Consider the following 15,731-nt stretch of genomic DNA (forward strand, 5'->3'; position numbering starts at 1 on the left):
CCAATGAGAACGGCATATCCTCAAGTAATTGTGAAACCATCTGCTTCCGTGGAGTGTTTGAGTTTGATAAGCGGTAGAGTTTCGGGGAGAAAGTGGATTGCTCTCATCAGTTCGGGGAGAGACTGATTTCTTCTGTCGGCGGGGGATGTTGCGTGTTGTCCGAATCTTAAGGTGTGCGTTCCTGCTGTCCAAAGTTGTCCAATGAGAACGGCGTGACTTCAAGTAATCGTGAAACCATCTTCCTCCCTGGAGTGTTTGAGTTTGATCGGCGGTAGAGTTTCGGGGAGAAAGTGGATTGCTTCAAATGGCGGGGGATGTTGCGTGTCGTCCGGATCTTAGAGAGCGCGTTCCTGCTGTCCAAAGTTGTCCAATGAGAACAGCGTGACTTCAAGTAATCGTGAAACCATCATCAGCCTCGGTGGAGTGTTTGAGTTTTAGGGCGGTAGAGTTTCGGGAGAAAGTGGATTGCTTCAAATGGCGGGGGATGTTGCGTGTCGTCCGGATCTTAGAGAGCGCGTTCCTGTTGTCCAAAAATGTCCAATGGGAAAGGCGTGTTTTAAAGTAATCGTGAAATCATCTGCTTCGGTCGAGTGTTTGAGTTTAAGGGCGGTACAGTTTCGGGGAGAAGTGGATTCCTTCATGTGGCGGGGGATGTTGCGTGTCGTCCGAATCTTAAGGAGTGCGTTCCTGCTGTCCAAAAATGTCCAATGAGAACGGCATGTCCTCAAGTAATTGTGAAACCATCAGCCTCCGTGGAGTGTTTGAGTTTGATTGGCGGTAGAGTTTGGGGGAGAAAGTGGATTGCTCTCATCAGTCCGGGGAGAGACTGATTTCTTCTGTCGGCGGGGGATGTTGCGTGTCGTCCGGATCTTAGAGAGCGCGTTCCTGCTGTCCAAAGTTGTCCAATGAGAACGGAGTGACTTCAAGTAATCGTGAAACCATCTGCCTCCCTGGAGTGTTTGAGTTTGATCGGCGGTAGAGTTTCGGGGAGAAGTGGATTGCTTCAAATGGCGGGGGATGTTGCGTGTCGTCCGGATCTTAAGGGGCGCGTTCCTGCTGTCCAAAGTTGTCCAATGAGAACGGCGTGTCTTCAAGTAATCGTGAAACCGTATTTGCCGCGGGGTAACGAGAGTGCGTTAATCCTTTGTCAGCAGCTGCGGTTTCGCTCGCGAGAGGACGCAGAAGTTCAATACGTGCCGTAGGGATAAACGAAACGCCGCCAGCGATTATGCCGGGCGGCGTCTTTTTATGCATAGTGGGACGACGATTCGAAAAAAAAGTTTCGCCACCGTTCGGAAGTGTGACGGCGACCGCGCGCGAGCGGTGTTGAACGGTGTCGGATGCGGTCGCGGATCAGCGTTTTTGCTCGATTAATGTCTTAAAATATTAAACCTCTAAAGCTTTCCTACCCCATCGGACAGTGCTATACTTTGTATAAAATGAACGTTAGGGGGACGAGTCATGTACACGAACGAGTTCGCGAAGCTTTGGTTTAAGCTCAGCAAGGATTTACGGATCCATATGGAGACGCAGCTCGCGCCTACGCTTACGGAAAGCCAGTTGACCGTTCTCGAGTACGTGCTGGCGGCGGACAGGATGAAGCCGTCCGACCTGATCCATTACCTCGCGACGACGCCGGCCGCGGTGACGACGCTGCTCGACCGGATGGAGAAGAACGAATTGATCGAGCGCGTGCGCGACGACCGCGACCGCCGCATTGTGTGGATCCACGTCACCGAGAAGGGCAGAGAAGAATGCAAGCGAGGCGTCGACATTCGAGAAAGCTTCTTGACCGAATATTTGAGCCGCATCTCGTCCCACAACCAGCAGCTGCTCGTCTATCTGCTCGGCAAAATTACGAACATCGAACAACAGCGCATTTCGTAATCACTGCGGTTGACCGCCGGCGGGAACGCCTTCGCCGACGCCGACCGCCAGTTTGTCCAGATGGCGGTTCATTTCCGCATGCATGTCCACAAGCTGCGCGAGCGTTCGCGGCGTAAGCAGCGGATCGTCGGTTTTCGACGCGACGTCGTCGAGCGACAGCACTCGGTAACGCGATTTGCCGCCGCTGACATACTTATGGACCCAGGTCGGAATCGCATCCAGTTCCGTGACGGTCGTTACCGCGGTGCCGTCCGCTCGGTACGTTTTCCGGAACGTGACCTTGAGGAGGGCGCCGTATTCTTTATACCCGCCGAACTGGTTCGAAATAAAATTGCCCAACGAATACATAATGACGCCATCGCGCTCCGCGCCGTCCGGGCCGACGACCCGGTACCGTTCGTACGGTTGAACGACGTGGGGGTGATGTCCGAGCACAAGGTCGGCGCCCGCTTGGATCGCTAGGCGCGCGATCCGCTTCTGCTCGTCGTTCGGTTCGCGTTGGTACTCGTTCCCGAAGTGGAGCGATACCGTGACGATATCCGCGCCGGCCGCTTTAGCTCTTGCAATGTCGGATTCGATTTTGGCGTCGTCGATCAAATTGACGGCGAAAGGCTTGTCCTTCGGAATCGGAATGCCGTTCGTCCCATATGTGTAGGAGAGGAACGTATTTCGGATCCCGTCGCGGGTAATCGTCGTCAACGTTTGCGACGCCTCCTCCGACTCGGCGGTTCCGACGGGCGCCACGCCGTGCTCGCGCAGCGTCGTGAGCGTGTGAACGAGCCCGGCGAAGCCTTGGTCGAGCGAGTGGTTGTTGGCGGTCGACACGACGTCGAAGCCGGCGCCGGCGAGGGCATTCGCCAGGGCGACGGGTGCGTTGAACATCGGGTAACCGCGGAAGCCGCGCTCGTCCCCGGCGATCGGCGTCTCGAGGTTCGCCACCGCCCAGTCCGCGCCGGCGAACACGTCGCTGAGCGGCGCGAAGAACCCGGAGAAATCGTACGCGCCGGTTTGCTCGTCGTACGCCCCCGGCAGCTGCGGCGTGTGCATCATCACGTCGCCGACGGCGACGAGCGTCGCTTCGACGGGCGGCGGCGGCTCAGGCGGCGCGGGCGGCGCGGGCTGTTTGGGCGCAGCTTCGCTGCGGGCGCCCCCGGTCTCCGACAGAGGGATGCCGTCGCGCCCGGCCTGCTCCTTGGGCTCGGCCGCGCCTTCGCAGCCGGCGAACAAGAGGGAGGCGGCGAGCAGCGCCGCCCCGAGGCGAAGGACCGGCGCCATGCTACGCCTCTTCCCAGCGGCACAGGATGCCGGCCGGGAGCACCATGTCGCGCGAGGTGATCGGCAGGCCGATCTCGCCGCTCGTGATGCGGCCGCCATGCTTGCTCGCGATCGTGATGTTGACGATGTTGTTCAGCACCGTCGGCGAAAGGCCCGTCGTATACGAGTTGATGAGGAAGAAGAGAGGGTTGTCCGACAAAATCGTCGTACACAGCTCGACGAACGGATACAGGCTCTCCTCCAGTTTCCACACCTCGCCGCCGGTGCCTCGGCCGTACGACGGCGGATCCATGATGATGCCGTCGTATTTGTTGCCGCGGCGCTGCTCGCGCATGACGAATTTGAACACGTCGTCGGTGATGAAGCGGACCGGACGTTCCGCCAGACCCGAAAGCTCGAGGTTTTCTTTCGCCCAGAGCACCATGCCCTTGGCCGCGTCGACGTGGCACACTTCGGCCCCGGCGGCCGCTGCCGCGACCGTCGCGCCGCCCGTGTACGCAAACAAGTTGAGCACTCTGATCGGCCGTCCGGCGGAGCGGATTTTGTCCATCATCCAAGACCAGTTGGCCGCTTGCTCCGGGAACAGTCCGGTATGCTTAAAATTGGTCGGACGGATATAAAACTTCAAATCCCGGTATCCGATCGTCCACCGTTCGGGCAGCTTCGTCGTGTATTCCCAATGACCGCCGCCCGTCGAGCTGCGGTGGTACCGGCCTGCGACGGAGCGCCACAGGTCGTTCTCTTCAGTGAGCGGCCATATGATTTGCGGATCGGGGCGCCGCAGCACGACGTGTCCCCATCGCTCCAGCCGCTCTCCGCCGCCGGCGTCGATCAATTCGTAGTCTCGCCAGTCTTTTGCAACAAACATTTTTGAATTTCTCCTTACCTGTTGAAAGTTTTTGGAAATTCTCTTATCTTGAATGAAAGAAGCTTATCCGTTTATTGTACACAGTTGTTTCTATCCAATCAAAACATTGAAGGGGAAAATCGATGAATACACCCGTTACCCGCGTCCGTCTGCGCCGAAAACCGACGTTACCCGCCGCCCTAGCCGCTGCCGGCTTGTCCGCGCTGCTGTCGCTGGCGCTCGGCTTCGCGCTGCGAAGCCCCGCGGCGGCCGCGTTCGACGAAGCGCTCGGCGCCGCCGTCCGCGGCTGGCGGTCCGGGGCGCTCGACGCGGTCGCAACGGCGTTCGACGCGATCGGCTCAACGGTCGGTTTTGCGGCGCTGACGCTTGTCTTCGCCGGCGCGCTGTTCGCGCTGCGGCGGAGCCGAGACGCGCTGCTGCTGATCGCTGCGACCGTCGTCGCTTGGGTGCTGAACACGGCCGTCAAGAATTGGTTCGACCGCCCGCGGCCGGAGGCGGACGCGTTGTTTGCGGCGGACGGGTTCAGCTATCCGAGCGGCAATGCGACGATCGCGATGGCGCTGTTCGGCTTCGCGGCCGCCGCGTTCGCTTCGCGGGCGCGATCGCCCGGCGGGAAAACCGCGGTACGCCTCGTCGCCGCGCTGGCGATTCTGCTTCTCGGGGTTTCGCGGGTTTACGCCGGCGTGCATTATCCGACCGACATCGTCGGCGGCTATCTGCTCGGTTTCGCGGTGGCCGTCGGCTTGTCGGCCGCGCGGCGCGAGACGTAAGCGATGCGCGGCCCGTGCCTGCAAAAGCAAACTACATAACAAAACCGAATACGAACGGGAGGAATTCCGATGAGCGTCTCAGCCCCAAGCGGTCATGATCTGTATTTGTTCCACGAGGGCACGCTCTACCGCAGCTACCTCTCCATGGGCGCGCATATTGCGACCGACGATTCTGGCTTGGCGGGCGTCCGATTTTCCGTGTGGGCGCCGCGCGCTCGAAGCGTCAGCGTCGTCGGCGACTTCAACGGCTGGGATCGCGCTGCCCATCCGCTCGCGAAAGTGTCCTCCGGCGTATGGAGCGGTTTCGTCCCCGGGGTCGGGGAAGGCGCCGTCTACAAGTATGCCGTGGAATCCGCAGACGGGGAATGGAAGATGAAAGCCGACCCATACGCCTTCTTCGCGGAGGTGCGGCCGAAATCGGCGTCGATCGTGTACGACCTGAACGGCTATCGGTGGAAGGACGGACCGTATCGGAGCCGGAAGGAACGAGAAGACCACTACGAACGCCCGATGAACATTTACGAGGTGCATCTCGGCACCTGGAAAACGAAGCCGGACGGAAGTCCCCTCACCTACGAGGAGCTCGCCGTCGAGCTCGTCGATTACGCGGCTGACATGGGCTACACCCACATCGAGCTGCTGCCGGTCGCCGAGCATCCGTACGACCGTTCCTGGGGGTATCAAGCGACGGGATTTTTCGCGGCGACAAGCCGGTTCGGGACGCCGAAGCAGTTCATGGCGTTCGTCGACCGGTGCCATCAGCGGGGTCTCGGCGTCATTCTCGACTGGGTGCCCGGTCATTTCGGCAAAGACGACCACGGCTTGCGACGGTTCGACGGCACCCCGACTTTCGAGCCGGAGGACGAACGGCTCGCCGAAAAGCTGGAATGGGGCACGCTCGCCTTCGATTTCGGCAAACCGGAAGTGCGAAGCTTCCTAATCTCGAATGCTTTGTTTTGGATGGATTACTTTCATATCGACGGCCTCCGCGTCGACGCCGTCGCCAGCATGCTGTTCCTCAATTTCGGCAAACCGGAGGACCGGCGCGTCTACAATCGCTACGGCGGTCAAGAAAATTTGGAAGCGATCGATTTCATTAAAGAATTGAACACGGTCGTTTTCCGGCATTATCCGAATGCGCTTATGATGGCCGAAGACTCTACAGCATGGCCCCTAGTCACCGCGCCCGTCCACGACGGCGGCCTCGGCTTTAATTACAAATGGAATATGGGTTGGATGAACGACATGTTGAAATACATGGAGGAAGACCCGATCCATCGCAAATACCACCACGATCGCATCACGTTCTCCTTCTTCTATGCATTTTCAGAAAATTACGTACTTCCTTTCTCGCACGACGAGGTCGTGCACGGCAAGAAATCGCTCTTAAACAAAATGCCCGGCGACTATTGGCAAAAGTTCGCGAACCTGCGCCTGCTGCTCGCCTACATGATCGCCCATCCAGGCAAAAAGCTGCTATTCATGGGCTGCGAGCTGGGCATGTTCTCCGAATGGAAAGATCTCGAGCAGGTCGATTGGCATTTGCTCGACTATCCGATGCACGCGGCGACGCACGGCTTCGTGCGCGCGTTGAACGCCTTCTACAAAAAGCATCCTGCGCTCTGGGAGCGCGATCGCAGCATGGAAGGGTTCGAATGGATTTCGCCGCACGACAGCGATCAAAGCGTCGTATCGTTCCTCCGGCGGGGGAAAGACCCGGAGGAAGAGCTCATCTGCGTATGCAACTTTACCCCAGTCGTCCGGCACGACTACCGGATCGGCGTGCCGGGGCCCGGAACGTACCGGGAGCTGTTCAACACTGACGACGAAGCGTTCGGCGGCTCCGGCGTAGCGGCCGGCGGCCGATGCAAGGCCGAGCCCAAGCCGTGGCACGGTCGGGAGCACAGCGTCAGCCTTACGCTGCCGCCGCTCGGCGCCGTCGTGCTGAAACGATCTCGATCCGATTCGACAACTCGAAAGGAGCAACGCCCATGAGACGCAAAGAATGCGTAGCCATGCTGCTTGCGGGAGGAGAGGGCCGCCGTCTCGGCGCCCTGACGAAGCATCTCGCGAAGCCTGCGGTTCATTTTGGAGGAAAGTACCGAATCATCGATTTTACGCTGTCGAACTGTACGAATTCAGGCATCGACACCGTCGGCGTGCTGACGCAATATCAGCCGCTCGTGTTGAATTCGTATATCGGCATCGGTTCGTCGTGGGACCTCGACCGGAAGAACGGCGGCGTCACGGTGCTGCCTCCGTTCATGGAGCAGAAAGGCGGCAATTGGTACAGCGGCACGGCGAACGCCATTTACCGCAACATCGGCTTCATTGAACAATACGATCCGGAGTACGTGCTCGTCATCTCCGGGGATCACATTTACAAAATGAACTACGACTCGATGCTTTCGTTCCATAAGGCGCAGCAGTCGGAAGCGACGATCGCCGTCATCGAAGTCAAGTGGGAAGAGGCGAGCCGCTTCGGCATTATGAGCGTAGACGACGAGCACCGGGTGACGGAGTTCGCCGAGAAGCCGAAGGAGCCGCAAAGCAATCTCGCGTCCATGGGCATTTACATTTTTAATTGGAGCGTCTTGAAATCGTATCTCATCAAGGACGAAGCGAATCCGGATTCGTCGAACGATTTCGGCAAGGACATTATTCCGCGTATGCTGGACGAAGGCGTCCGCGTCCACGCGTATCCGTTCGAAGGGTATTGGAAGGACGTCGGCACGATCCAGAGTTTGTGGGAATCGAACATGGACTTGCTCGAGGAAGAGACGCAGCTCAATTTGTTCGACCGCAATTGGCGTATCTATTCGTTAAGTCCGTACCAGCCGCCGCAGTACATCGCGCCGAGCGCGAAGGTGTCGCGCTCGCTGCTGAACGAGGGCTGCTCCGTGTATGGCGAAGTCGATCGGTCCGTTCTGTTTTACGGCGTCACCGTGGAGAAAGGGGCCGTCGTCCGCGATTCGGTCGTCATGCCGAACGCCGTCGTCGGCGAAGGGGCTCGCGTGTACCGCGCGATCATCGGCGAAGGGACGATCATCGAGCCCGGCGCCGTCGTCGGCGACCCGAACTCGCCCCCGTCGGAAATTACGCTCATCGGCAACAACGAAACGGTGCGCAAGGAGGTAAACGCATGAAACGGATTATGGGCGTCATCAATTTGATCAACGAACCAGACGGGCTGGAAGAGCTTACGCTGCACCGCTGTCTCGCATCCGTGCCGTTCGGCGGCCGCTATCGCCTCGTCGATTTTCCGCTGTCGAACATGGTCAACTCCGGCATCGAGGAAGTCGCCGTGTTCACGCATCATAAATACCGCTCGCTCATGGACCATCTCGGCTCCGGCAAAGAATGGGATCTCGACCGCAAGCGCGGCGGCCTGTTCGTCCTGCCGTCGGTGCTGGACATACCGAGCGGCATTCCGAGGGGCGATCTGTTCCAATTTTTCACCCACCGGGATTATTTCGCCCGCGGGCGGCAAGATTACGTGCTGGTGTCGCGCAGTCACGTCGTCTGCAACATCGACTATCGGGGCGTGCTGGAGCAGCATCTCGAGACGGGCGCGGACATCACCTGCGTTTACTACGAGTCGGATGAATTGGACGACGCGATTTACCGCAAGCTCGCGTTCGGACCGGACGGCCGCGTGACGGCGATGCAGGACCGCACCGGACGGCTCGACAGCCGGAACGTATCGATGGAGATGTATTTGATGAGCAAGAGCCTCCTGCTCGACATCGTCGAGACGTGCCTCGCGCAGGGCGACGATCATCTCGTGCGGGACGGCATCATGAAAAATATATCGCGTTTGAAAATGTACGGCTACAAACACGAAGGGTATACGGGCACCGTTAATACGATTCAAAGCTATTATCGGCACAGCATGCAGCTGCTGCGGCCGGAGACGCTGCGCGAGCTGTTTTTCCAGCAGGCCCCGATCTACACGAAGGTCAAAGACGAGCCGCCGACGAAGTATACGGAGAGCGCCTTCGTTCATAACGCGCTCGTCGCGAACGGCTGCGTCGTCGAAGGCCGGGTCGAGAACAGCATTTTGTCGCGCGGCGTCAAGGTGCACCGCGGCGCGCAGGTGCGTAACTGCATCCTGCTTCAAAACTGCGAAATCGGCGAAAACGTCGTGATCGAAAACGCGATTCTCGACAAAGACGTGACGATCGATCAGGGCCGGGTGTTAAGCGGGGCGCTGACGGCGCCGTTCATCGCGGCGAAGAAGAAGGTGATCTGAACGTGAACGTGTTGATGATCGCCGCCGAGGCGGTCCCGTTCGTCAAAACCGGCGGCCTCGCGGACGTCGCCGGCTCGCTGCCGAAGGCGCTGAACGCCGCCGGGGCGGATGTGCGCGTCCTGCTGCCGAAGTACGGGGACATTCCCGCCGCATGGCGGGAGAAGATGCAGCCGCTTGTCTCGTTTACGGTGCAGGTCGGCTGGCGCCGCCAATACGCCGGCGTCGAAACGCTCGAGCACGACGGCGTGACGTATTATTTTATCGACAACGAGTTTTATTTCAATCGTCCGGGTTTGTACGGCTACGGGGACGACGCGGAGCGCTTCGCGTTCTTCTGTCAAGCGGCGCTCGAGGCGCTGCCTCGGCTCGGTTGGCGGCCGGACGTGCTGCACGCCCACGATTGGCATGCGGCGCTCGTGCCTGTGTTTTTGCGGGCGCATTACGGCTTAAGCGAATTTCACCGATCGCTGCGAACGGTGTTTACGATTCATAATTTGAAATATCAAGGCGTGTTCGGCTACGGCGTCATGCAGGACTTGCTTAACTTGGGCGACGAGCATTTCCACGCGAACGCGCTGGAATATTACGGTTCCGTCAATTATCTGAAAGGCGCGCTCAACTACAGCGACGCGCTGACGACGGTCAGCCCGACGTACGCGAACGAAATTCAGACGCCGTATTACGGCGAAGGGCTCGACGGCACGCTTCGGTATCGGCGGGAAGCGCTGCGCGGCATTTTGAACGGCCTCGATTACGATGCGTTCGACCCGTCCCGGGATCCGCATCTCGTCGAGCCGTATGCGCCGCCGGCGGCGGCGAAGCTGCGCAACAAGCTGGCGCTGCAGGAAGAGCTGGGGCTGCCGGTATCCGAAGACACGCCGGTCGTCTCGCTCGTCACGAGGCTCGTCGAGCAGAAGGGGCTCGATCTGATCGCCCACGTGCTTGAGGAGCTGCTTCGTGAAGATTTGCAGCTCGTCGTGCTGGGGGCGGGCGAAGCGCGCTACGAGAAGCTTCTCCGCGACGCCGCGTACCACCATCCGGCGCGGATGTCGACCAATTTGAAGTTCGACGAAGGGCTTGCACGGCGCATTTACGCCGGATCGGATTTGTTCTTGATGCCGTCGCAATTCGAGCCGTGCGGCATCGGTCAGATGATCGCCATCCGTTACGGCACGGCGCCGATCGTCCGGGAGACGGGCGGGCTCGTCGACACGGTGCGGCCTTACAACCAGTATACGGGCGAGGGACACGGCTTCTCGTTCACGCATTACAACGCGCACGAAATGCTGGACACGGTCCGGTTCGCGTTGTCGATGTATCGGGACGAAGCGCATTGGAGCCGCATCGCGGACAATATGGCGCAGCAGGACTTCAGCTGGGGCGCTTCCGCCCGCGAGTACTTGCAGTTATACGAATCGTTGGTTCGCTGACGAGGCAGAGAGAGGTTCTAGCCCATGGTTATCATTCGCAATTTACAGCCGGAAGAGTTCGACGCGGCGATGACGCTCGGCGAATTCGCGTTCCAAGTCCGCATTCCGGAGCCGGAGCGGACGGCGCGCATCGGCATGATGAAGCCTCATCAACAGTGGGGCGCCTTCGTCGACGGAGAGCTGGCAGCGAAGTATACGCTGTTGGATTTGGACACGTGGATCCACGGGGTCAAATACGCGATGGGCGGCATTGCCGGCGTCGCGACGTGGCCGGATTATCGCCGGCAAGGGCTTGTTTCGCGGCTGCTGGCGCATTCGCTCGCAACGATGCGCGCGAACGGGCAGACGGTGTCGTTCTTGCATCCGTTCTCGTTCCCGTTCTACCGGAAATACGGGTGGGAGCTGTACGCCGAATACAAAGCATACGACATTCCGATGGCGCTCTTGCCTGCGGCGCCGCCTGAGACGGCTCGCATGCGTCGCGCGCCGATCGACTGGGCGGCGCTGCATCCGATGTACGAAGCGTTCGCTCGGCGGTATTCGGGTACGCTCGTTCGTACGGAGGAATGGTGGAACAACCGGATTTTTTTCAATAAAAAGCTTACTGCGGCGGTGTACGAAAACGAGGCGGGCGAAAAGCGCGGGTACGTGTTGTACGAAGCGCTCGATCGAAAGCTGACGGTGCACGAGCTCGTCGCGCTCGACGACGCGGCGCGGCGCGCGCTGTGGGGCTATCTGCGCAATCATGATTCGATGGCGGATCAGGTGAAGTGGCACGCGCCGGCGGACGACGCGCTGCACTACCTGCTTCCCGATCCGCGGGTGAAGCAGGAGCTCGTGCCGTATTTCATGGCACGGGTGGTGGACGCGGCGGCGTTCGTCGCCGCGTACCCGTTCGCCGCGGGGGCGGGCGCGGCGGTGACGCTGCGCGTGCGGGACCCGCACGCGGCTTGGAACGACGGCGCGTTCGCGCTCGCCGTCGACGATGCCGGGCGCGGCACGCTCGCGCCCGCGGCGGCTGGCGCCGACGCGGACGGCGGCGCGCTCTCGTGCAGCATCGGGACGTTGACCGCGATGCTGCTCGGGTACCGGCGCCCGGCCTTCCTGCATGCCGCCGGCATGCTGGAGGGGCCGGAAGGCGCCGCGGCGCAGCTTGAGCGCGTGCTGCCCGCGCGCCCGACGCACCTCGCCGATTTCTTCTGAATCGAGACTTTAAGGGAGACAGCCCACGGACAGGGCTGTCTTCTTTTTTTCTTCAAATCGGCGAAAATCGTGATATGATAGGGGGAAAGGCGGTGGACGAACGACGATGGAAGAACAGAACCCGACGACTCGAAAACAAATCATGACGATGCTTCGCAAGCGCGGTCCGTTGAACGCGAACGAGATCGCGAAGCAGCTGGGCATTTCCGATATCGCCGTGCGCCGACACTTGAACAATTTGGAACGCGACCGCGTCATCCGCTCCGAGACGGTGCGCCAAGCGATGGGGCGTCCGACGTACGTTTATTCCTTGACCGAATACGCGGAGGATTTGTTCCCGAAGCACTATTCGGACATTACGCTGGAATTCCTCAACGACGTGATGGCGCTGCAGGGGCCGGAGATGATCGATGCGCTGTTCGAACGGCGGGAAGCGCGGCTCGAACAAAAATATAAGGATCGACTGAACCGCATAGAGATGCCGAAGGGCGCGGACGCGCTGGCGGCTCGCGTCGACGAGCTCGCCGCGATCCAAGAGGAACGCGGATATATGGCGGAATGGAGGAAGGCGGAGGCCGACGGCGCCGCGCGCTTTTTCATCACCGAGCATAACTGCCCGATTCACGCGATCGCGCATAATTACAACCAGGCGTGCAGCAGCGAACTGTCGTTGTTCCGCAAGGTGCTGGGGGCGGAAGTCGAGCAGCTGGAGTGCAAGGCGAAGGGCGGCCAGCGCTGCGTGTACGAAGTGAAGCCGAAGGCATAAAGAAAGGCGTTCCGCTTAAGGACTTCCCGAATCGGGAGGTCTTTTTGTCGTACGTGCGGCTTGCTGCATATTTCCATCGATAGGAAGACAAACTGTGAACGGTATCGATGGAAAATGGAGGGAGTCGCAGCATGGAAAACCAAACGCAGGAAAGCGGCGGTACGCTGACGAACCGGCAGGGCCACCCGATTTCCGACAACCAGAACGTCCGGACGGTCGGCAGCCGGGGGCCGACGACATTGGAAAATTATCACTTCCTCGAGAAAATTTCGCATTTCGACCGCGAGCGCATTCCGGAGCGCGTCGTTCACGCTCGGGGGGCGGGCGCCCACGGCTATTTCGAGGCGTACGGCACGGTCGGCGGCGAGCCGATCGCCAAATATACGCGCGCGAAGCTGTTTCAAGAGAAAGGCAAGCGGACGCCCGTGTTCGTCCGGTTTTCGACCGTCGTGCACGGGGGCCATTCGCCGGAGACGCTGCGCGATCCGCGGGGCTTCGCCGTCAAATTTTACACGGAGGACGGCAACTGGGACTTGGTCGGCAACAATTTGAAAATTTTCTTCATACGCGACCCGATGAAATTTCCCGATATGGTCCACGCGTTCCGTCCCGATCCGGTGACGAACGTGAACGACCCGCAGCGGATGTTCGATTTTCTCTCGCTGTCGCCCGAAGCGACGCACATGGTGACGTTCCTGTTCTCGCCATGGGGCATTCCGGCCAATTATCGGCAAATGCAAGGGTCCGGCGTCAACACGTACAAATGGGTGAACAAAGAAGGCCGAGCGCTCCTCGTAAAATATCATTGGGAGCCGCTCAAGCAAGGCATTAAAAATTTGCTTCAACGCGAGGCGGACGAAATTTTGCTGAAAAGCTTCAGTCATGCGACGGAGGATTTGTACCGCGCCATCGAGGAAGGCGATTATCCGGAGTGGGAGATGCGCGTGCAAATCATGGAAGACGGCGAGCATCCCGAGCTCGATTTCGATCCGCTCGACCCGACGAAGCTGTGGCCGGAGGAGCAATTCCCGTTCCTTGCGGTCGGCAAAATGGTGCTGAACAAAAACCCCGACAATTATTTCGCGGAGGTCGAGCAAGCGGCGTTCGGCACCGGCGTGCTCGTCGACGGCCTCGATTTCTCCGACGACAAGCTGCTGCAGGGCCGCACGTTCTCGTATTCGGACACGCAGCGGTACCGCGTCGGCACGAATTATTTACAGCTGCCCATTAACGCGCCGAAGACGCACGTGGCGACGAATCAGCGGGAAGGCCAAATGCAGTTCAAGGTCGATCTCGGCCCGTCGCAAAATCCGCACGTCAACTACGAGCCGTCGTCGCTCGGCGGCCTCCGCGAGGCGCCGAAGGCGGGAGCGGATCACGAGCCGCATTACGACGCGAATCTCGTGCGCAAGAAGATTGAGCGGACGAACGATTTCAAACAGGCGGGCGAAACGTACCGCCGCATGGACGACGTCGAGCGCGGCGAGCTCGTCGCCAACCTCGTGAACGCGCTGTCCGTGTGCCGAGCGGATATCCAAGACCGCATGATCGAATATTTTACGAACGCCGATCCGGATTACGGCCGCCGCGTGCGGGAAGGGCTCGAGCAAGCCGGGAGCCGCTCTCGCGGCGGAGCGCAAGCCGTCGATCAAGCGAGACGGTCGGGCCATCCGACGGACGGCTATTAATGTACCTGACCTCCGGGGACCGCAGCGGTTCCCGGAGATTTTGATTTTCCGCGGGAAAAAGCTGTCATTTTCGCGGCGTCATGTTACATTATTGCATGTGAGACTTTTCGCAACCTACCGCGGAACGAGGGAGTCGCATGTTTTTCCTGGAGCATTTATCGTGGATTCTTACGCTGCTGAATATCGGCCTCGCGGGCTTCGTCATTTTCCTTGAACGGAGGAACGTCGCGTCCACTTGGGCATGGCTCATGGTGCTGCTGTTTTTGCCGGTCGTCGGCTTCGTCGCGTACGTCATGTTCGGCCAAAACTTGAGCCGGCGCAAGCTATACAAGCTGGGGCGCGAAACGGAGGAGCGGCTCGCGGCGGTCATCGAGATGCAGCGCTCGGATTTCAAACGCCGCAAGGTGCCGTTCCGCGATCCCGTGATGGATCGGTACCGCGATATGATGTATATGAACCTTATGAGCAGCTCCGCCGTCTATACGCAGGATAACGAGGTGCGCATTTTCACGGACGGCGACGCCAAGTTCGGGTCGCTGCTGCGCGACATCCAAGAGGCGAAGCACAGCATTCACCTGCTGTACTACATCGTGAAGGACGACGAGCTAGGGAACCGGCTGCTCGACGCGCTGATCGAGAAGGCAGCGGAAGGCGTCGAGGTGCGGTTTCTGTACGACCAGATCGGATCGCACCGGCTGCCGCCCCGCTTTTTCCAACGGCTGACGAAGGCGGGAGGCCGAGCGGCGTCTTTTTTTCCGTCGAAAATTCCGTATTTCAACATCCGGGTCAACTACCGCAATCATCGCAAGATGGTGATCGTCGACGGCAAATACGGCTATATCGGGGGCTTCAACGTCGGCGACGAATACGTCGGCCGCCATCCGCGGCTCGGCTATTGGAGAGACACGCATTTGCGTATCGAAGGCAGCGCGGTGCTGCAGATGCAGGTCCAGTTCGCGCTCGACTGGAATCTCGCGACGTCGGAGCCGGTCGCGTTGGACGAGCATTATTTCCCGCCGAGCGCATCGCTTGGCGTCGTCGGCGTGCAGATCGTTTCGAGCGGTCCGAATTTCCCGATCGAGCATACCCGCAACGTCTATTTGAAAATGATTCACGCGGCCAAAGAGAGTATCTATATTCAAACGCCGTATTTCATTCCTGACGAGAGCGTCCTGACGGCGCTGAAGATGGCGATTCTTTCCGGCGTCGACGTGCGCGTCATGATTCCCGGCAAGCCGGACAAGCATATGGTGTATTGGGCGTCGTATTCGTACCTCGGCGATCTGCTTGCGCTCGGCATGCGCTGCTTCCTGTACGACAAAGGGTTTCTCCATGCGAAGACGATCGTCGTCGACGGCGAAATCGCCTCCGTCGGCACGGCCAATTTCGACATCCGCAGCTTCCGGCTCAACTTCGAGGTGAACGCCGTCCTCTACGATACGGGAACGGCGAACCGGCTGCGGGACATCTTCGAAGAGGATATGCTGCACTGCAGGGAGTTGACGCACGAGGCGTATCGTTCGCGGCCGAAGCTCGAGCACATCCGCGAATCGTGCATCCGATTGATGTCGCCGATTTTGTAATCGAATCGC

Annotated in this window: 12 protein-coding genes; 10 read left to right on the forward strand and 2 right to left on the reverse strand. The window is 59.7% G+C overall.

What is annotated here, in order from left to right:
- Positions 1–1,461: 1,461 nt before the first annotated feature.
- Positions 1,462–1,887: a MarR family winged helix-turn-helix transcriptional regulator gene (locus tag VE009_RS10510; RefSeq protein ID WP_325007343.1), complete on the forward strand. Its 426-nt coding sequence runs from the start codon at positions 1,462–1,464 to the stop codon at positions 1,885–1,887.
- Here the strand turns inward: VE009_RS10510 and VE009_RS10515 are convergent, their stop codons facing one another.
- Both VE009_RS10515 and VE009_RS10520 read right to left on the reverse strand, forming a co-directional pair.
- Entirely contained in the window at positions 1,888–3,162 is a 1,275-nt protein-coding gene (locus VE009_RS10515; RefSeq protein ID WP_325007344.1) for a CapA family protein, read from the reverse strand.
- Position 3,163: 1 nt separating this feature from the next.
- Positions 3,164–4,030 carry a class I SAM-dependent methyltransferase gene (locus VE009_RS10520; protein WP_325007345.1) on the reverse strand — a complete coding sequence of 289 codons (867 nt, stop codon included), beginning with the start codon at positions 4,028–4,030 and terminating at the stop codon, positions 3,164–3,166.
- 122 nt (positions 4,031–4,152) lie between these two features.
- Here VE009_RS10520 and VE009_RS10525 point away from each other — a divergent pair, with 122 nt between their 5' ends.
- From VE009_RS10525 to cls, 9 genes are all read left to right on the forward strand, one after another.
- Entirely contained in the window at positions 4,153–4,800 is a 648-nt protein-coding gene (locus VE009_RS10525) for a phosphatase PAP2 family protein (RefSeq protein WP_325007346.1), read from the forward strand.
- A gap of 69 nt (positions 4,801–4,869) precedes the next feature.
- On the forward strand, positions 4,870–6,795 hold the full coding sequence (gene glgB / locus VE009_RS10530; RefSeq protein WP_325007347.1) for a 1,4-alpha-glucan branching protein GlgB: 1,926 nt from the start codon (positions 4,870–4,872) through the stop codon (positions 6,793–6,795).
- Positions 6,792–7,946 (forward strand): glucose-1-phosphate adenylyltransferase, encoded by a 1,155-nt coding sequence (locus VE009_RS10535; protein WP_325007348.1) that lies wholly within the window; start codon positions 6,792–6,794, stop codon positions 7,944–7,946. The genes glgB and VE009_RS10535 overlap by 4 nt, the downstream gene beginning before the upstream one ends.
- On the forward strand, positions 7,943–9,052 hold the full coding sequence (gene glgD, locus VE009_RS10540; protein ID WP_325007349.1) for a glucose-1-phosphate adenylyltransferase subunit GlgD: 1,110 nt from the start codon (positions 7,943–7,945) through the stop codon (positions 9,050–9,052). Before VE009_RS10535 ends, glgD begins: the two co-directional genes overlap by 4 nt.
- Before the next feature lie 2 nt (positions 9,053–9,054).
- Positions 9,055–10,482 carry a glycogen synthase GlgA gene (gene glgA / locus VE009_RS10545; RefSeq protein ID WP_325007350.1) on the forward strand — a complete coding sequence of 476 codons (1,428 nt, stop codon included), beginning with the start codon at positions 9,055–9,057 and terminating at the stop codon, positions 10,480–10,482.
- A gap of 24 nt (positions 10,483–10,506) precedes the next feature.
- A complete protein-coding gene (locus VE009_RS10550) occupies positions 10,507–11,685 on the forward strand; it encodes a GNAT family N-acetyltransferase (protein WP_325007351.1) in 1,179 nt (392 codons plus the stop codon).
- Positions 11,686–11,791: 106 nt separating this feature from the next.
- Positions 11,792–12,451 carry a metalloregulator ArsR/SmtB family transcription factor gene (locus VE009_RS10555; protein WP_325007352.1) on the forward strand — a complete coding sequence of 220 codons (660 nt, stop codon included), beginning with the start codon at positions 11,792–11,794 and terminating at the stop codon, positions 12,449–12,451.
- Between the two features lie 107 nt (positions 12,452–12,558).
- The gene (locus VE009_RS10560; protein ID WP_414694815.1) at positions 12,559–14,139 is read left to right on the forward strand and encodes a catalase; all 1,581 of its coding nucleotides are present in this window, start codon (positions 12,559–12,561) and stop codon (positions 14,137–14,139) included.
- Positions 14,140–14,276: 137 nt separating this feature from the next.
- Complete coding sequence (gene cls / locus VE009_RS10565) at positions 14,277–15,722, forward strand: cardiolipin synthase (RefSeq protein WP_325007353.1); 1,446 nt, start codon at positions 14,277–14,279, stop codon at positions 15,720–15,722.
- Positions 15,723–15,731 lie beyond the last annotated feature (9 nt).

It is taken from the genome of Paenibacillus sp. (assembly GCF_035645195.1).
In the GTDB taxonomy this organism is placed as follows: Bacteria; Bacillota; Bacilli; order Paenibacillales; family YIM-B00363; genus Paenibacillus_AE.